Source organism: Duganella sp. CF458, assembly GCF_900113115.1.
Lineage (GTDB): Bacteria > Pseudomonadota > Gammaproteobacteria > Burkholderiales > Burkholderiaceae_D > Rugamonas.
Genome location: NZ_FOOF01000024.1, coordinates 15,409 through 33,030 on the forward strand (window position 1 = coordinate 15,409; position 17,622 = coordinate 33,030).

The window sequence follows — 17,622 nt, forward strand, 5'->3', positions numbered from 1 at the left end:
TTCGTACGGAGGCGCGCGCTTACTTCGTTGGCGCGGCCGGCTGGGCTGGCGGTGGAGGCGGCGGGCCGTCTTCCTTATCCGCTTCCTCGGCAGAGCGTTTTTTCTTTTTGCTGAGGAGGTCGAACTCCAGCACAGTCCACTGCGGGCCACGGTTGGCCGAGCCGGCGGCATCGCCGGGCAGTGCGCTGCCAGCCGGGGTATTCGGCTTGACGGTATACGTGCTTCCGCCGCTCTTGACCTTGGCTTCGGTCACGCGGCCACCTTCACGCTTTTCCACAATCCTGGTTTCCGTGCTCGGCTTGGCCGTGACGGTCACCGGGTTGTCCACTTCCTCGATGCGCTCCAGTTGCTGCGGCTGGGGCGGGGCGGATTGCGCCAGGGCGCCGGTAGCCAGCAGGGCAAGGGGGAGGGCAAGCCAGGAAGTTGAGGCGCGCATGATGGGATTTCGTTCAATTTATTGGTTTAACCATTGTATCAAATGCCCTCCTGTCCCGTTGTAAAACTCTGCGATAATGGAATATTGAGATTTACACCACCCTCCCGCTATGCAAAAGACCCTGTTGCTGGTCGATGGTTCCAGCTACCTGTACCGTGCCTTCCACGCCCTGCCCGACCTGCGCAGCGCCGAAGGCCATCCCACCGGCGCCATGCACGGCATGGTTAATATGCTGCGCCGCCTGCGCGCCGATTTCCCGGCGGCCTATATTGCCTGTGTGTTCGACGCCAAAGGCAAGACCTTCCGCGACGATATGTATCCCGACTATAAGGCGACCCGCGCGCCGATGCCGGACGACTTGCGTCTGCAGATCGAGCCGATCCACGAGGCGGTGCGCGCGATGGGCTGGCCGATCCTGATGGTGGAAGGGGTGGAGGCGGACGACGTGATCGGTACCCTGTCGGTGCAGGCCGAGCAGGCTGGCCTGGAGGTGGTGATTTCCACCGGCGACAAGGACCTGGCCCAGCTGGTGACGCCGAAAGTCATGCTGATCAACACCATGACCAACGAGAAGCTGGACGAGGCGGGTGTACTGGCCAAGTTTGGCGTGCCGCCGAACCGCATCATCGATTACCTGACCCTGATCGGCGATACCGTCGACAACGTGCCGGGCGTGGCCAAGTGCGGTCCGAAAACCGCGTTGAAATGGCTGCAGGAGTACGACAGTCTGGCCGGCATCATGGAAAACGCCGACAAGATCGGCGGCGTGGTGGGCGGCAACCTGCGCTCGGCGCTGGAATGGCTGCCGAAAGGCCGCGAGCTGATTACCGTGAAGACCGATTGCGACCTGTCGGCGCACATGATGTCGATTTCCGAATCGCTGGGCGCCAAGGACGAAGACCGTGAGCAGCTGGTTGCCTTCTTCACCAAATACGGTTTCAAGACGCTGCTGCGCGAGCTGTCCGGCCTGACCCCGGCCGCACCGGCGCCGGGCAGCGCGGGCGCCGCAGCGCCGGCGCCAGGCGCCACGGCCGACCTGTTTGCCGCGCCGCCGGCCACCATCAGCTACGAAACCGTGCTGACCGAAGAACAACTGGAAGCATGGATCGCGCGCATCGACGCTGCCGAACTGACCGCGCTCGATACCGAAACCACTTCGCTGGAACCGATGTTGGCCGAGATGGTGGGCATTTCGCTCTCAACCGAGCCGGGCATCGCTTGCTACATCCCGCTGGCGCACCGTTATCCGGACGCGCCACAGCAACTGCAGCGCGATTGGGTGCTGTCCAAGCTGAAGCCATGGCTGGAAGACGCCACCAAGCCGAAGCTGGGCCAGAACCTGAAGTACGACGCGCACATCTTCGCCAACCATGGCGTGACCCTGCGCGGTATCGTGCATGACACGCTGTTGCAGTCGTACGTGTTCGAATCGCACCGCACCCATGACATGGATAGCCTGGCGTTGCGCCACCTGAATCACAAGACCGTCGCTTACGAAGAGGTATGCGGCAAGGGCGCCAGCCAGATCGGCTTCGACCAGGTCGAGATCGGCCGCGCCACCGAGTACGCGGCGGAAGATGCCGACATCACGCTGCGCCTGCACCTGGCCATGCACGGCCAGGTCTCCGGTGATGAAGGCCTGACCCGCATCTACAACACCATCGAGCTGCCGACCGCCGTGGTGCTGCAAAAGATCGAGCGTAATGGCGTGCTGATCGACGCCGGCCTGCTGGCGACTCAGTCCAATGAGCTTGGGGCGCGCATCCTCGAACTGGAGCAGAAGGCCTATGAGCTGGCCGGACAGCCGTTCAACCTCGGCTCGCCGAAGCAGATCGGCGAAATCTTCTTCACCAAGCTCGAATTGCCGGTGGTGAAGAAAACCCCGAGCGGCGCGCCGTCCACCGACGAAGAAGTGCTGCAAAAGCTGGCCGAAGATTATCCGCTGCCGAAAGTGCTGCTGGAATACCGCGGCATGGCCAAGCTCAAGTCGACCTATACCGACAAGCTGCCGAAGATGATCAACAGGGCCACCGGCCGCGTGCACACCAATTACGCGCAAGCCGTGGCGATCACCGGCCGCCTGGCGTCGAACGACCCGAACCTGCAGAACATCCCGGTGCGAACTGCCGAAGGCCGCCGCATCCGCGAAGCGTTTATCGCGCCGCCTGGCGCGCATATCGTGTCGGCCGACTATTCGCAGATCGAGCTGCGCATCATGGCGCATATCTCGGGCGACGAGGCGATGCTGCGCGCCTTCCATGAAGGCGAAGACATTCACCGCGCCACCGCGGCGGAAATCTTCGGCGTGGCGCCGGCGGAGGTGCAGCCGGAGCAGCGCCGCTACGCCAAAGTGATCAACTTCGGCCTGATCTACGGCATGAGCGCCTTTGGCCTGGCCGCCAACCTGGTCATCGACCGCACCGCTGCGCAGAACTACATCGACCGCTATTTCGCCCGCTTCTCCGGCGTCAAGCGCTATATGGACGAAACCCGTGCCGAAGCCAAGGCGCAGGGCTTTGTGCAGACCGTGTTCGGCCGCCGCTTGTGGCTGCCCGAGATCAATTCCCCGAACGGCCCGCGCCGCCAGGGCGCCGAGCGCGCGGCGATCAATGCCCCGATGCAGGGCACGGCGGCGGACTTGATCAAGCTGGCCATGATCGCGGTGCAGGACTGGCTCGAGCGCGAAGACCTGGCCAGCAAGATGATCATGCAGGTGCACGACGAACTGGTGCTGGAGGTGCCGGATGCTGAACTGGCCCTAGTCAAGGACATGCTGCCGAAGCTGATGGCAGGCGTGGCGGAACTCAGGGTGCCGTTGGTGGCGGAAGTCGGAGTTGGCTGCAATTGGGAGGAAGCTCACTAAAGTTGGCGACCGATGCCAAAAATTGTCAGTGCTGACAATTTTTGGCAGCCATCCCCGACAAACCTTGTCAACTTACTTGAAATGACAACAATAAAAGATTCACAAGTTGACGCCACAATTCATGTCACGGTGGACGGCCAATCAGTGCCGGTTTTCCTCGCCCACCCGCAAGGCGGGACTGCGCTGCCGGTGATTCTGGTGATTTCCGAGATCTTTGGTGTACACGAGCACATCGCCGAGGTCGTGCGCCGTTTCGCCAAGGCGGGCTACCTGGCGCTGGCGCCGGACCTGTTCGTGCGCCAGGGCGATGCCAGCCGCGAACAAGCGATCCCGGCCCTGATGGCAAATATTGTCCGCAAAACACCGGATGCGCAGGTGATGAGGGACCTGGATGCGGTAGTGGAGTGGGCGCGCACTTACGGCGCGGACGTTGAGCGGCTTGGTGTCACCGGTTTTTGCTACGGCGGCCGCATCACCTGGCTGTACAGCCACCATAATCCGCAAGTCAAGGCCGGCGTGGCCTGGTATGGCCGCCTGGTGGCCGAACGCACCAGCAACTGGCCCACGCTGCCGGTCGATATCGCGCCGGACCTGGCCGTGCCGGTGCTGGGGCTGTATGGCGGCAAGGACGAGCTGATCCCGCTCGAGACGGTGGAGCGGATGCGTGCCGCGCTGGCCCGGGGCGGCAGCCAGTCGACGATCCACGTCTACCCCGAGGCGCCCCATGGCTTCCATGCCGACTACCGGCCCGAATACCGTCTGGACGACGCACAGGACGGCTGGCAGCGGGCCATGGCCTGGTTCAAAGCCCATGGTGTGGCTTAAGTTAGCGAAAAATGCGGCAGGGCGGTAAAATGCCCGGTTTGCACGCGAAGGAAGCACCATCGACCCCGTCCTGACCTCCATCCTGCTGGCCACTACGATTGCCGGCGTTGCCAGTATTACGGCAGCGGCGGTGTTTTCGTTCGCCCTGCTGTCGAAGGTGGTCGAGAAAATGGTCAGCCTGTCGGTCGGCATCATGCTGTCCACTTCGCTGCTGCACGCGCTGCCGGAAGCGTTTGAGTCGGGTACCGACCCGCGCCACCTGTTCGGCGCGCTGCTGGCCGGCCTGCTGGCCTTCTTCCTGCTTGAAAAACTGGCAATCCTGCGCCATTCGCACCACCACGAACACGACGGCCACCATCACCACCATGGCCACGACAAGGCAGAAGCCGGCCGCGCCGGCTGGATGATCCTGCTGGGCGATGGCATGCACAATTTCACCGACGGCATCCTGATCGCGGCGGCGTTCCTGGCCAACCCGCAGCTCGGCATCGTCACTGGCGTCGCCATCATCGCCCATGAAATTCCGCAGGAAATCGGCGATTTCATCGTGCTGCTCAATGCCGGTTTCTCGCGCACCCGTGCTTATGTCTACAACCTGCTGTGCAGCCTGCTGTCCGTCGCCGGCGGCGTGCTCGGCTACTACACCCTGGATCAGGCCACCAACCTGATCCCCTACGTGCTGGTGTTTGCCTCCTCGGGCTTCATCTACATCGCGGTCAGCGACCTGATGCCCCAAATGCAGCGCCGCGCCACCATGCGCGAAACCATTCCGCAGGTTTTCTTAATTGCACTTGGTGTTGTAATTGTGCTATTCCTTACTTCCATCGCGCACGATACGCATTGAACTATTACGCATTGGCATCATTTTTGCTACGCTTACGGGGATAGGAGATTGCCCCATGCTTGAAAATTCGACCGAACACCACACTGCAGATGCCCTGATGGCCGCTTTCCAGCGCGGCGCGGGGGTGCAACCTAACTGGCAACTGACGCCGGAATTCATGGAAATGCTGGGAAAACTGGTCGGCACATCGATTAGCGGCGCGCATAGCCTGCTGCTGAATCGCGCTGAGCTCAAGCGCAATATCCACGCCGATGCCACCGTCGTCGTCGTGCGCAACAACAATCCGCTGAAATTCCTGCCCGACAGCCAGGCCGCCAAGACCCAGATGCTGCGCAAGAAGATGCCCGGCTTTATGGGCCCGGTGGAAGCATTGGAAGATGCCTTCGCCGACCTGTCGGCCCACCAGAAATGCGTGAAAGCCGGCATGGAAGGCGCCGTCGCGGAAGCGCTGGCGCGCGTCTCGCCGCAGACGGTCGAGGAGAAACAGAAGCGCGGCGTGCTGGGCACGATGCTGCCGTTGGCGCGCAAGGCAGCCTTGTGGGATAGCTACCGCGCCAGCCACGCGGCCCTGGTCAAGGCCACTGCTGCCGACTTCAACGCCACCTTGGGCGACGCTTTCCTGAGCGCTTATGAGCGCCACCAGGACGAGATGGAATAAGGAGTCAGCGATGGCCGATATGCCCCAGCGCATTGCGCTCAGCGTCGCGGAGGTTACCTCCGTTGGCGGACGTGCATCCAACCAGGATGCCATTGGCCGTGCCGAGCGCGGTGAACTGGCTTGCTTCGTCGTCTCCGACGGCGCGGGCGGCCACGAGGGTGGCGAAGTCGCGTCGCAGACGGTGGTGCAATCGGTCTTGGCCAATTTCAGCGAGCACCCCGATTTCAGCGCCGACGCCACGCCGGCCATGGTGGCTGAAGCGGCGATCGCGGTAGCACGCAGCAAGAAGCAACGCCCAACCCTGCAGGGCATGAGCGCCACCGTGGCGCTGGCGCTGGTGGACCGTGCCGGCTCCCAGGCGACCTGGGCCCACATGGGCGACACCCGCATTTACCTGTTCCGCCGTGGGCGCCTGTTGCATGCAACGCGCGACCACAGCATGGTGCAGCAGATGATCGATGCCGGCCTGGCCGCAGGCGCCGATCCGCGCAGCCATCCCAAGCGCAATGTGTTGTATGCTGCGATTGGTACCGACAATGAAGTGCAGCCGTCCGTGATGCCGCCGATGGCGCTGCGCGCCGGCGATGCGATCCTGATCTGCACCGACGGCCTGTGGGAATGGGTGGCCGAGCCACAGATGGAATTGCTGCTGGCAAAAGCAGGCAGCGCGCAGGAATGGCTGAGCGCCATCTGCGCCCTGGCCGACGAGCGCGCGGGCCTGGTGCACAAGGCCCGCGATAATTACAGCGCGCAGGCGATCTTTATTGGTGAAGCTCCATGAACAAAGCAGTCGAACTGCCTAACAGCCTGCCAATCGGCACCCGCGTCGCGGAATTCGAGATCCGCGAAGTGATCGGGGAGGGCGGTTTCGGCATCGTCTACCTCGCCTTCGACCATTCGCTGCAACGCACGGTGGCAATCAAGGAGTACATGCCGTCGGCCCTGGCCGCGCGCGCCAACGACAATACGGTGACCGTGCGCTCCAAGCGCCATGCGGAAGCATTCGGCGCCGGCCTGCGCAGCTTCATCAACGAAGCGCGCCTGCTGGCCCAATTCGACCACCCGGCGCTGGTCAAGGTGTACCGCTTCTGGGAATCGCATGGCACGGCTTACATGGCCATGCGCTACTACGAAGGCCGCACCTTCAAGTCGGTGGTGCGCGACAACCCGGAGCTGGTGAACGAAGCATGGCTCAAGCGCCTGCTGCAGCCGGTGCTGGGCGCCCTGGAAGCGCTGTACGCGGCCCAGATCCTGCACCGCGACGTATCGCCTGAAAACATCATGATCCAGCCGGATGGCCAGCCCGTGCTGCTCGACTTCGGCGCCGCGCGCCAGATCGTGCAGGACATGGCGCAGTCGCTGACCGTGATCCTGAAGCCGGGCTTTGCGCCGGTCGAGCAATACGCCGATGACGAATCGATGCGCCAGGGACCCTGGACCGATATCTATTCGCTGTCGGCCGTGATGTACGCCGCGATCACCGGCAAGGCGCCGCCGGCAGCGGTGGCGCGCATGCTGAACGACCCGATCGAGCCGCTGGCGATCAGCGGGCGCGAAGGCTACAGCAACCAGTTCCTCGAAGCGATCGACCGCGGCATGGCCGTGCGCCCGGAAATCCGTCCGCAATCGATCGCCGAATTTTCCGCACTGCTCGGCTTTGATGCCGCCGCGGCTGCCGCCGCTCCGGCAGCCGACAGCAGCAGCGCGCCTGCCGCCGCCGACGCCCCAGCCGAAGCGGCAGAGGCCAGTGCCGCCAGCGCAGCTTCGGACGGCGCCGCGCGCCGCAGCCGCTCGCGCTCCGCCCGCAGCGCCGAGAAGGGCGCGCCGGGTTCCGCTGAGGCCAGCGCCAGTTCGAGCCCGAGCGCAAGCTCGCCGTTTGATTCGGGCCGGCGCTCCAGCCGCAACAAGACCAGCAGCAAGGCGGGCAAACAGGCGGCGCCCGTGGCAGGCAGCTCGCGCCCATCGACCAATATGATCGCCGGCGGCCTTTGCGCCCTGGCCTTGCTGGTCATTGGCATTTCGTGGTTTGCCGACGGCAGCCCGGTCAAGCCGGCCGCGCCGGAAGTGGCCAGTGCACAGGTGGTAGTGGCCGGCAGCGCAAGCGGCGAAGCCCCCGCCGCCGCTGAACCGGCAAGCGCGGTGGCTGCCGCCAGCGTGCCTGACGCGGATCCGCTGGCTGCCGTTGCCGGCAGCAGCGCCAACGCATCCGCATCGGCAGGCGCGGTACCCGTCGCCGCGCCAGTGGAACAAGCCGCGCCCACCGCCGCAGCAGCCGCAGCTTCCGCGCCCACCACGGGCACGCTCAGCATCGCTGTGCAGCCGTGGGCTACAATTTACGTCGATGGCGTCCAGAAAGGCATCACCCCGCCTTTGAAAAAACTGACGCTGCCGCTGGGCGAACATGAAGTACGCCTCGAAAACCCCAACTTCCCGGCCTATGTCCAGAAAATCAATGTGGACGCCAGGAAGCCGGTCACCATCAAGCATGACTTTGGACAATGAAGAATAAGATTTTCCTGATCGCCGCCACACTGTTGCTGGCCGGCTGCGAATCCTTCGGCCCGTTGCAAGACAAGCCGGCCGCCCCTACTGCCAAGGAAACCGCCCCGGCGCCGGTCAAGAAACCGAGCCCGCCGCCTGCGCCAGCGGAACCCGAAGTGTCGGACGCGCGCAAGGCACTGAACGCCGGTATCGAGATGTACAAGGCCGGCAATTTCAACGGCGCCATCAAGCAACTCGGCGCGCCGGAACTGGCCAACGCCGACAAGCCGCTGCAATTGGAGGCGCTGAAATACACGGCCTTCAGCTACTGCGTTACCAACCGCACCACGCTGTGCCGCCAGCAGTTCGTCAAGGCCTTCAAGCTGGACAAGTCCTTCGACCTGAGCGCGGGCGAAAAAGGCCATCCTTTGTGGACGCCGTCTTTCGAGCGCGCCCGTAAAGAAGCTGCAAAAAAAAAGTAAGTGCTAGTGAACGACGCGCAATGACGGGGTGTGACGCAACAAGTTCATGATCTCGTCATCCCGGAAGCCATTCTGCTTCAGGAAGATCCAGGCATGAATGCTGCCCGCTTCCCCATTGATGCGCATGGCAATCTGGACGATGTCCTGGGTTTCGAATTCCACGGCCGCCAGTTCTGTTCTGATTTTCATATGTTTGCTCTCGCAACAAGACCGTTATCCCGGCGAACTCCCAAGAACATAGTCACACTTTCCCACCCAAATTTCCAACGAAAAGCGGGCCGATGCGGCAAGCGCGCCACGTTGTAATACACTTGTCACAATCTTTTCTTAGGCTGGCATCATGATTTGGACATTGTTGAATACCTGGTACGCGCGGCGCTTGATGCAGCGCTCGCGGCACGCCAAGGCCCTCAAGGAATTACCTCCCGGCCTATACAATTACTGGAAAAGCAGCGCACGTCTCGAATACCACGGCATCCCGACAGATGCCGTTTTTTTTGCGCGCGCCACGCTCGGCCTGTTCGACTTCTTCGCCTGCGCCGCGCAGGACAAGCAGCCCTGCGCCTTGCCATCCAAGGCAGCCGACTCGGTGTGGCACGCCTGGCTGCGGTTATCCCCGCTCAAGCTGGAAGCGTTCTGTCGCCGGCACTTCGGCCGGGTGGTGCCGCATTTGGACGGCAGCGCGCTGGGCGGCAACCTGGATCAAGCGCTGGCGGTGTGCCTGGTACGGGCGCGCCGGGCCGAAGGCCTGAACCCTGAAGGGCCGCGACTGCCGTCCCTCTTCCTATTGGACAAGAAGCTAAAGATGCCGTTCGGCTTCGGCTACTCGGTGAAGCGCGGCCAGCCGGGCTACAGCCAGCTCGACGCGCTGGGGCGTTTCGATTCAAGCATCAACTGTCCACCGCAAATGGCGGCCGCCGGCCTGTTGACCGCCGGCCTGATCACGACCGCGCAGTTCAACGACTTCGAACAGCGCGCCCGCCAGCAAGCCGCCAGCAGCAGCGATAGCAGCAGCGGCAGCAGTTGCGGCTCCGGCTGCGGCAGCTCGGTCGACTGCAGCGGCGACTCCTCCAGCTCCAGCTGCGACAGCGGCGGCAGTAGTTGTGGAAGCAGTTGCGGCAGCAGTTGCGGCGGCGGCGATTAACGCCCGAGCCCGTGTCCCACCATGGGGTCACACCCGAAATGAGACGCGGGCTCGGCCACTAGCGCGGATGAGCCCGTGTCCCGATTCGGGTGTGACCCCATGGTGGGACACGGGCTGGGCTGTACTAGAAGAAATCAGGCGGGGCCGGTGGCGACGGGGCGGTTGCTGTCGGCGCACCATTCGGACCAGGAGCCGGGGTACAGCGCGGCGCCTGGCAGGCCGGCGACTTCCAGCGCGAGCAGGTTGTGGCAGGCGGTGACGCCGGAGCCGCATTGCATCACGGCGCTCGCTGGCGTGCCGGTGATTGGCGCCAGTTCCTGCTGCAGCGTCGCTGCATCCTTGAAGCGGCCGTCGGCCTGCAGGTTGTCTTTGAAGAAGCGGTTGCGCGCGCCAGGAATATGGCCGCCCACCGGGTCAATGGTTTCGTTCTCGCCGCGGAAGCGGTCGTTGGCGCGGGCGTCGACCACTTGCAGGCGTTTCGCCTCCAGGTTTTCAAGCAGGTCGCCTGCCGACACGGTGCGCACCAGTGCGGGCTGATCGGCGAGATCGCCGCGCGGGCGTTCGGCGACGGAAGTCACCAGCGCCTGGCCGGCGCCACTCCATGCGGCCAGGCCGCCATCCAGCACCGCTACCGTGCCATGCCCCAGCCAGCGCAGCAGCCACCACAGGCGCGCTGCATACATGCCGCCGTGTGCGTCGTAGGCGACGACTTGCGTGCCTTCGCCGACACCCCAGCGGCGCAGGGTTTCCAGCAGCGCCGCGCGCTGCGGCAGCGGATGACGGCCGCGGAAAACACCGTCGTCGCTCTTTTTCGGGCCGGACAGGTCGGTGTCGATATTGGCGAATTGCGCGTTCTGGATATGGCCTTCGGCAAAGGCATTGCGGCCGAAGTCCGGATTCATCAGGTCGTGGCGGCAATCGAGGATAACCCACTGCGGGTCGGACAAGTGCTGCGAAAGGGTGTTGGCGTCGATCAGGGTCGTGAACATGCGTGGTCCTTATACTTCGCTGGCAATCGGGTCGGTGTCGGAAATGGCTTTGCCACGTTCCGTGCTGCGCGTATTGTAGAACGTCGCGGCCACACCGGACAGCAGGATGATCGCCATGCCCACCCAGCTCAGCCAGCCGAAGCTGTCACTGAACAGCAGCACACCCCAGATGCTGGAAAAGACAATGCCGGTGTACTGCAGGTTGGCCACCACCAGTGTCTTGCCGAGGCGGTAGGCGCGCGTCATGGCCACTTGCGCGGCGGTGGCGCACAGGCCGATGCCCAGCATCAGGAACACGCTGTGCGCATTGTCCAGTGGATGCCAGTTCCAGCCGCTTTCCAGCACATGGCCGGTGAAGCCGGCGAAGAAATTGGTCACGCTGAAGAAGAACACCACGCGCGATTCGGGTTCGCCGGCCAGGCCCAGCTTGCGCACCTGCATATAGGCCATGGCCGACAGCACGGACGAACCGAGTGCCATCAGCGCGGGGCTCAACTGGTTGGCGTCGAAAGCCGGTTGCAGCAGGCAGGTGACGCCGACAAAGCTCATGCCGACTGCCGCGATCAGCGGCCATTCAACGCGGTTCTTCTGGTGCCACCAGCCATGGCCGAACAGCCACACGGCGATCCAGATCGGCGCCATGTAATTGAGCGTCATGGCTGTAGCCAGGGGGAGTTTGGCGATGGTGTAGTACCACATCCAAAGGGAGACTACGCCGACCGCGCCGCGCCACAAATGCGCCAGCGGCATGGTGGTCTTGAGGGTGCCGCCTTGCAGGCGCAGCATGGTGAACAGGATCACCATGCCGATGATCCCGCGGTACATCACCATTTCGGAAACGCTGAATTCATCGGATGCCAGTTTCACGCACACCCCCATGGCGGCGAACAGGAAACTGGCAACTAGCATCCAGAGTGATTGCATCAGAAGTCCAGTTTGCTCCGGTACCACTCATGGAAGTGCTGCATGCCGTCTTCCATCGGAGATTGATAGGGGCCGGCGTCGGTCTCGCCGCGCTCCATCAGGATCCTGCGGCCGGCATCCATGCGGGCGCCGATTTCATCGTCCTCAACGCAGGTTTCCATATAGGCTGCGCGTTCGGCTTCAATGAATTCGCGCTCGAACAGCACGATTTCTTCCGGATAGTAGAACTCCACCACGTTGCGGGTGCGGTTCGGGCCTTCCGGCCACAGGGTCGAAACCACCAGCACGTGCGGGTACCATTCGACCATGATGTTCGGGTACAGGGTGAGCCAGATCGCGCCATGCTTCGGCGGTTCGCCGTTGCGGAACTTGAGCAGCTGCTCGTGCCATTTCTGGTAGGTGTCGGAGCCGGACTTCTTCAAGCCGCGGTTCACGCCTACCGTCTGCACGCTGTAATCCTGGCCGAATTCCCAGCGCAGGTCGTCGCAGGTGACGAAGCTGCCCAGGCCCGGGTGGAACGGCTCGACGTGGTAATCCTCCAGGTAGACCTCGATGAAGGTCTTCCAGTTGTAGTCGCAGTGGTGCACTTCCACGTGGTCCAGCATGTAGCCGCTGAAATCCAGGTCCTTGGTCACGGACAGGGTGCCCAGCTTTTCCATCACGTTGTAGCCGTTTTGCTCGAACAGCAGGCCGTTCCAGTTTTGCAGCTTGGCCTTCGGCAGGTTCAGGCACGGGGTGTCCGGGAAGTGCGGTGCGCCAATCAGCTCGCCCTTCAGGTCGTAGGTCCAGCGGTGCAGCGGGCAGACAATCGTGTCGGCATTGCCGCGGCCATTGAACATCAACGCCTGGCGGTGGCGGCAGACGTTGGACAGCAATTCGATACCATTGGCATTGCGCACCAGCATGCGGCCTTCATTTTCAGCCGCCAGCGTGGCAAAGTCGCCGATATTCGGCACCATCAGCTCGTGGCCGACGTAACGCGGGCCTTTCTTGAACAGTTCCTGCATTTCACGCTGCAGCAGCGTTTCGTCAAAATAGACGTTGACCGGAAGTTGCGCGTTCGAACGCGCCAGCTTGGCGTGGCTACCCAGATCGGACATCCAAACCCCCCTTAATTAAAACCAAACCAAGAAGAGAAAGATCCGTAAAGACCTGAATTCAGATAATAAAAACGGTATTTCGGACAGAACCGGAGATTATAGCGCCAAATAGGCTATCTTCGCTGAACTTTCTCGGCACGGGCGCGCGGCAAGCAATATGAAAGGAATTGCAACGTTTTCACCGCTTTAGAGGGCGCTTTTTAGACCGGAAACAGCAGTTTGTTCTAAAATAGCGGGCTACACTCAAGTTATATGCCATGCCCAAGAAAATGAATGCGCCCGCCACCTTCGAGGAAGCGATGGCCGAACTGGCCCAGCTGGTCAGCCAGATGGAAGCCGGCCAACTGCCGCTGGAAGCTTCGGTGGCAGCCTATGCCCGCGGTTCCGAACTGGTGAAATTCTGTGCCGGACAGCTCGACAAGGTCGAAGCCCAGGTCAAAGTGCTGGAAGGCGATATGCTCAAGCCTTTCGCCGAAGGCGAGGAGGCAAGCCAATGACCGCATCGTTCCAGGACTGGATGAAGACCATCCAGGCCGGCATGGAGCAGGACCTGTCGTCCTACCTGCCTGCCGAAGAGGTGGTTCCCGCCAAGCTGCATGCCGCCATGCGTTACGCCGTGCTCGATGGCGGCAAGCGCGTGCGTCCGCTGCTGGTGCATGCGGCCGGTGCGCTGTCCGGCGCCGACGCGCAAGCCCTGAGCCGCGCCGCCGCCGCCTTGGAAATGATCCACGCTTATTCGCTGGTGCATGACGACATGCCCTGCATGGACGACGACGCGCTGCGCCGCGGCAAGCCGACCGTGCACGTGGCGTATGACGAAGCCACCGCACTGCTGGTGGGCGATGCGCTGCAGGCGCAAGCCTTCGGCGTGCTGGCCGGCGTCGATTCGGTGCCGCCGCCACGCCTGGTCGGCATGCTGCGCCTGCTGGCCGATGCCGCCGGTTCGGCCGGCATGTGCGGCGGCCAGGCGATCGACCTCGATAGCGTGGGCATCAGCCTGACCCTGGAGCAGCTGGAACGCATGCACCAGCTGAAGACCGGTGCGCTGCTGCGCGCGTCCGTGGTGCTGGGGGCGATGGCCGGCAAGGATTTGACGGAAGCCGAGCTGGCGGCGCTGCACGATTATTCGCGCGCCATCGGCCTGGCTTTCCAGGTGGTGGACGATGTGCTCGACGCGACGGCCGATTCGGCCACGCTGGGCAAGACGGCGGGCAAGGATGCGGCGGACAACAAGCCGACTTACGTATCCATCCTCGGCCTGGAACCATCGATCGCCCTGGCGGAAAAATTGCGGCAGCAAGCGCACGCTGCGCTGGCGCCGTTCGGAGAACAAGCTCTGCGCCTGCGTGAACTCGCAGACCTGATCGTGCAGAGGAAGGCATAAATGAAACTGCTTGAAACCATCAATAACCCGGCCGAGCTGCGCAAGCTGGGCCGCCACCAGCTCACGCCACTGGCCGAGGAACTGCGCAGCTTCCTGCTCGATTCCGTGTCCAAGACCGGCGGCCACCTGTCGTCCAACCTGGGCACGGTGGAACTGACCGTTGCGCTGCACTACGTGTTCAACACGCCGCAAGACCGCATCGTGTGGGACGTGGGCCACCAGACCTATTCGCACAAGATCCTGACCGGCCGCCGCGACCAGTTCAACACGCTGCGCCAGTTGAACGGCATTTCCGGCTTCCCGCGCCGCGTGGAGTCCGAGTACGACACTTTCGGCACCGCGCACTCTTCGACGTCGATCTCCGCTGCGCTGGGCATGGCCCTGGGCGCCAAGATCAAGGGCGAGCACCGCCACGCGATCGCCGTGATCGGCGACGGCTCGATGACCGCCGGCATGGCGTTTGAAGCGCTGAACAACGCCGGTGTGGAAAAAGACTGCAACCTGCTGGTGATCCTGAACGACAACGACATGTCGATCTCGCCGCCGGTCGGCGCCCTGAACCGCTACCTGGCACGCCTGATGTCGGGCCAGTTCTATGCCGCCGCCAAGAACGTCGGCAAGTCCGTGCTGCCCGGCCCGCTGCTGGAAGTGGCCAAGCGCCTGGAAGAACACGCAAAAGGCATGGTGGTTCCGGCCACCATGTTTGAAGAACTGGGCTTCAACTACATCGGCCCGATCGACGGCCACGACCTCGACTCGCTGATCCCGACCCTGCAGAACATCAAGCAGCTCAAGGGCCCGCAGTTCCTGCACGTGGTGACCAAGAAGGGCCAGGGCTACAAGCTGGCCGAGGCCGAGCCTATCCTGTACCACGGCACCGGCAAGTTCAACCCGGCGGAAGGCATCAAGCCAGCGCTGGCGCCTTCCAAGAAGACCTATACCGAAGTGTTCGGCGACTGGCTGTGCGACATGGCCAAGGCCGACAAGCGCCTGGTCGGCATTACCCCTGCCATGCGCGAAGGCTCGGGCATGGTGCGCTTCGATAAAGAATACCCGGACCGCTACTTCGACGTCGGCATCGCCGAGCAGCATGCCGTGACCTTCGGCGCCGGCCTGGCCTGTGAAGGCCTGAAGCCGGTCGTGGCGATCTACTCGACCTTCCTGCAACGCGGCTACGACCAGTTGATCCACGACGTGGCGCTGCAAGACCTGGACGTGACCTTTGCACTGGACCGCGCAGGCTTGGTGGGCGCCGACGGCGCCACCCACGCCGGCAACTACGACCTGGCTTACCTGCGCTGCATCCCGAACATGGTGGTGATGGCGCCGTCCGACGAGAACGAATGCCGCCAGATGCTGTCGACCGGCTACCACTATCCTGGTCCTGCGGCCGTGCGCTACCCGCGCGGCGCCGGCATCGGCGCGACCATCGCCCAGGAGTTGACCACGCTGCCGATCGGCAAAGGCGAGATCCGCCGCAAAGGCCAGAAGATCGCCATCCTGGCGTTCGGTTCCATGGTGGCGCCGGCAATGGGCGCGGCCGACCTGCTGAACGCCACGGTGGCGAACATGCGCTTCGTGAAACCGTTGGATGTGGAACTGGTCAAGCAGCTTGCCGCCGACCACGATTTCCTGGTGACGGTGGAAGAGGGCTGCATCATGGGCGGCGCCGGCGCTGCCGTGGCGGAAGCGCTGTCGGCGGCGGGCATCACCAAGCCGATCCAGATGCTTGGCCTGCCGGACAAGTTCATCGACCACGGCGACCCGGCCAAGCTGCTGGCGCTGGTGGGCCTGGATGCCGCCGGCATCGCCGCCTCGATCAAGGCGCGCTTTGGCGACGAGCCGCGGCTGGTGGTCAACAACGGCTGACATACCAACAGTTGACACACAAACGGCGCCGGAGAAGGCGCCGTTTTCATTTGCGGTAGGCCAGATAATGACATGTTCCCGGGACGCCCGGTCAGTAACATGAATCGGCAACACATCCGATTCATCCACTGCCAATGAGGAGTCCTGCAATGCGCCATCTGATGAAGAGCTGCCTGTCGTTTGTATGCATGGCGGGAATCTGCGTCGCCGCCAGCGCCGTTCCCGTGGAAATCGACCGTACCAGGCGCACGATCGACGTGCCGGCCGTCTGCCTGCAAAACGCGCAACCCATCAATGACCCGTTCCGCGGCGGCGTGATGGATACGCGCTTCACTTTTGTGCTGTCGACAACAGAACGATTGAAGCAACGGATCGCAGGAGCCGCCGCCGGAGATGAGTTGTCCTGGTTCCACTTCAAGATCGCTGATGACAACCACGACATGGGCTTGAATGAGGCACAACGATTCAGGCGAGCTTTGGTCCTCGCGCGATGCGGCCTTCCCTGGACCGCGGGCGACGAGAACCTGTACCAGTTACCGGCCGACGCGGCGGCAATGATTGCCTTCTTGACTTACGCGATGGATCCGGGCCGGATCGGCGCTCGAGATCCACGTGCGCGCACGGGCTATACGCTGGTCAGCAATGGCGAGCGCGAAGGCATCCTGATGTACGCGGCGCTGCGCATCAAAATGGACCTGACGCCGACGATGGTCGGGCAGAACCGGGTCTGCCAGACTTACTATAACTTTGAAGGCAACTTCGGCTGCATGGCGTTCACAGCGGAGCCATTGCAGCCCCTGGATCCCTTGCTCGGCCTGCTGTATGAGGGTATCAACCGCGTCACCTTCACCGGACACGAATTCTGGCTGATGTTTTCCAATCCCGCCTACCGCAACAAGGTCTACTTCACCCACGGCACAGCTGCGGGCAATGTCGACAATTTTCTAACCGTGAATACGATGACCGGGGCCAGCGTCGAGTGGTCCGCCCCGGGCGGGAACCGCGAGGCTTTCCCCGATGCGCCATTCCGGCCCTACCGCTTCGAGAACTGGATCAATCCCGCCACCAATAACCGGGACTTCCACCAGACTGTCATGCAGGATTTTCAAAGGCGTCATCGCCAGCGGATCTTGACCTACAAACAGTGGTGATGCCCGCCGCACAGGCTTCGTGCGATTGGCTGAGTCGCTTGCGCGCATCATGTGACAATGCGCGTATTTATCGGCCTGGCGCTTGCCTATACTGGGCAAGTCCCAGGTTGAAAGACAGAGCAGGCCATGCAAACCTTGCACCTCGAATTGCAAGAAGGCTTCGATGACGATCGTGTTGTCGCGCGTTTGAATGGCGTGGAGATCTTGAGCCTGGACCACGTGACCACACGCATGCAAACAGGCTTTGCCGCCGCCGGCACAACCCAAGCCGCCGATGGCAAAGCCGTGCTGGAAGTCGCATTACCCGATTCAGGGCAACAGGCGAGTACCGAAATCAACCTTATACAAACCTTATGGGCCGGCATTCATGTCGAACCCGGCAAGGCTATCCAATTCAGGATTTCGCAAGCACCGTTCGGTTACGTGTAGCGCGCGCGCTGGCCCGCGGCGGCCAGTATTTTCTGAAAGGAGA

The 17,622-nt window shown here is 62.9% G+C and carries 18 protein-coding genes; 13 read left to right on the plus strand and 5 right to left on the minus strand.

The features are described from left to right. Nucleotides 1-19: 19 nt before the first annotated feature. A complete protein-coding gene (locus BM269_RS26990; protein ID WP_090444986.1) occupies nt 20-436 on the minus strand; it encodes a hypothetical protein in 417 nt (138 codons plus the stop codon). Nucleotides 437-545: 109 nt separating this feature from the next. Between BM269_RS26990 and polA the strand changes: the two genes are divergently transcribed. The 7 genes from polA to BM269_RS27025 all read left to right on the plus strand — a co-directional run bounded on the left by polA (nt 546) and on the right by BM269_RS27025 (nt 8,589). After that, nucleotides 546-3,299: a DNA polymerase I gene (gene polA / locus BM269_RS26995; RefSeq protein ID WP_090444989.1), complete on the plus strand. Its 2,754-nt coding sequence runs from the start codon at nt 546-548 to the stop codon at nt 3,297-3,299. A 129-nt stretch (nt 3,300-3,428) separates the two neighbouring features. Next, nucleotides 3,429-4,124, plus strand: a complete 696-nt coding sequence (locus BM269_RS27000) for a dienelactone hydrolase family protein (RefSeq protein WP_373994409.1) — start codon at nt 3,429-3,431, stop codon at nt 4,122-4,124. Nucleotides 4,125-4,254: 130 nt separating this feature from the next. Then, nucleotides 4,255-4,968, plus strand: coding sequence for a ZIP family metal transporter (locus tag BM269_RS27005; RefSeq protein ID WP_229204817.1), 714 nt, complete (start codon nt 4,255-4,257; stop codon nt 4,966-4,968). Between the two features lie 55 nt (nt 4,969-5,023). Then, nucleotides 5,024-5,626 (plus strand): type VI secretion system-associated FHA domain protein TagH, encoded by a 603-nt coding sequence (tagH, locus tag BM269_RS27010; RefSeq protein ID WP_090444998.1) that lies wholly within the window; start codon nt 5,024-5,026, stop codon nt 5,624-5,626. Between the two features lie 10 nt (nt 5,627-5,636). Further along, complete coding sequence (locus BM269_RS27015; RefSeq protein ID WP_170860496.1) at nt 5,637-6,407, plus strand: PP2C family protein-serine/threonine phosphatase; 771 nt, start codon at nt 5,637-5,639, stop codon at nt 6,405-6,407. Continuing rightward, a complete protein-coding gene (locus tag BM269_RS27020; RefSeq protein WP_090445004.1) occupies nt 6,404-8,128 on the plus strand; it encodes a serine/threonine-protein kinase in 1,725 nt (574 codons plus the stop codon). The genes BM269_RS27015 and BM269_RS27020 overlap by 4 nt, the downstream gene beginning before the upstream one ends. Further along, complete coding sequence (locus tag BM269_RS27025; RefSeq protein ID WP_090445007.1) at nt 8,125-8,589, plus strand: TssQ family T6SS-associated lipoprotein; 465 nt, start codon at nt 8,125-8,127, stop codon at nt 8,587-8,589. Before BM269_RS27020 ends, BM269_RS27025 begins: the two co-directional genes overlap by 4 nt. 3 nt (nt 8,590-8,592) lie before the next feature. Here BM269_RS27025 and BM269_RS27030 read toward each other — a convergent pair whose 3' ends face one another. Next, the gene (locus BM269_RS27030; RefSeq protein ID WP_090445010.1) at nt 8,593-8,778 is read right to left on the minus strand and encodes a hypothetical protein; all 186 of its coding nucleotides are present in this window, start codon (nt 8,776-8,778) and stop codon (nt 8,593-8,595) included. A 151-nt stretch (nt 8,779-8,929) separates the two neighbouring features. Between BM269_RS27030 and BM269_RS27035 the strand changes: the two genes are divergently transcribed. Then, nucleotides 8,930-9,733 carry a glycine-rich domain-containing protein gene (locus BM269_RS27035; RefSeq protein WP_090445013.1) on the plus strand — a complete coding sequence of 268 codons (804 nt, stop codon included), beginning with the start codon at nt 8,930-8,932 and terminating at the stop codon, nt 9,731-9,733. Between the two features lie 134 nt (nt 9,734-9,867). Here BM269_RS27035 and BM269_RS27040 read toward each other — a convergent pair whose 3' ends face one another. The 3 genes from BM269_RS27040 to BM269_RS27050 are packed head-to-tail and all read right to left on the minus strand — an operon-like array spanning nt 9,868 to nt 12,746. Beyond that, on the minus strand, nt 9,868-10,722 hold the full coding sequence (locus BM269_RS27040; RefSeq protein ID WP_090445016.1) for a sulfurtransferase: 855 nt from the start codon (nt 10,720-10,722) through the stop codon (nt 9,868-9,870). Between the two features lie 9 nt (nt 10,723-10,731). Next, a complete protein-coding gene (locus BM269_RS27045) occupies nt 10,732-11,646 on the minus strand; it encodes a DMT family transporter (RefSeq protein ID WP_090445019.1) in 915 nt (304 codons plus the stop codon). Beyond that, nucleotides 11,646-12,746: an aromatic ring-hydroxylating oxygenase subunit alpha gene (locus tag BM269_RS27050; RefSeq protein WP_090445022.1), complete on the minus strand. Its 1,101-nt coding sequence runs from the start codon at nt 12,744-12,746 to the stop codon at nt 11,646-11,648. Before BM269_RS27050 ends, BM269_RS27045 begins: the two co-directional genes overlap by 1 nt. Before the next feature lie 257 nt (nt 12,747-13,003). On the opposite strand from BM269_RS27050, the gene BM269_RS27055 reads away from it, so the two are divergent. The 5 genes from BM269_RS27055 to BM269_RS27075 all read left to right on the plus strand — a co-directional run bounded on the left by BM269_RS27055 (nt 13,004) and on the right by BM269_RS27075 (nt 17,579). Then, nucleotides 13,004-13,243 (plus strand): exodeoxyribonuclease VII small subunit, encoded by a 240-nt coding sequence (locus tag BM269_RS27055; RefSeq protein WP_090445025.1) that lies wholly within the window; start codon nt 13,004-13,006, stop codon nt 13,241-13,243. Beyond that, entirely contained in the window at nt 13,240-14,130 is an 891-nt protein-coding gene (locus BM269_RS27060) for a polyprenyl synthetase family protein (RefSeq protein ID WP_090445028.1), read from the plus strand. Before BM269_RS27055 ends, BM269_RS27060 begins: the two co-directional genes overlap by 4 nt. Next, nucleotides 14,131-15,999: a 1-deoxy-D-xylulose-5-phosphate synthase gene (gene dxs, locus BM269_RS27065; protein ID WP_090445032.1), complete on the plus strand. Its 1,869-nt coding sequence runs from the start codon at nt 14,131-14,133 to the stop codon at nt 15,997-15,999. Between the two features lie 149 nt (nt 16,000-16,148). Further along, a complete protein-coding gene (locus BM269_RS27070; RefSeq protein WP_090445035.1) occupies nt 16,149-17,150 on the plus strand; it encodes a hypothetical protein in 1,002 nt (333 codons plus the stop codon). 126 nt (nt 17,151-17,276) lie between these two features. Next, nucleotides 17,277-17,579, plus strand: a complete 303-nt coding sequence (locus BM269_RS27075) for a hypothetical protein (RefSeq protein WP_090445038.1) — start codon at nt 17,277-17,279, stop codon at nt 17,577-17,579. The last annotated feature ends 43 nt before the right edge of the window (nt 17,580-17,622 follow it).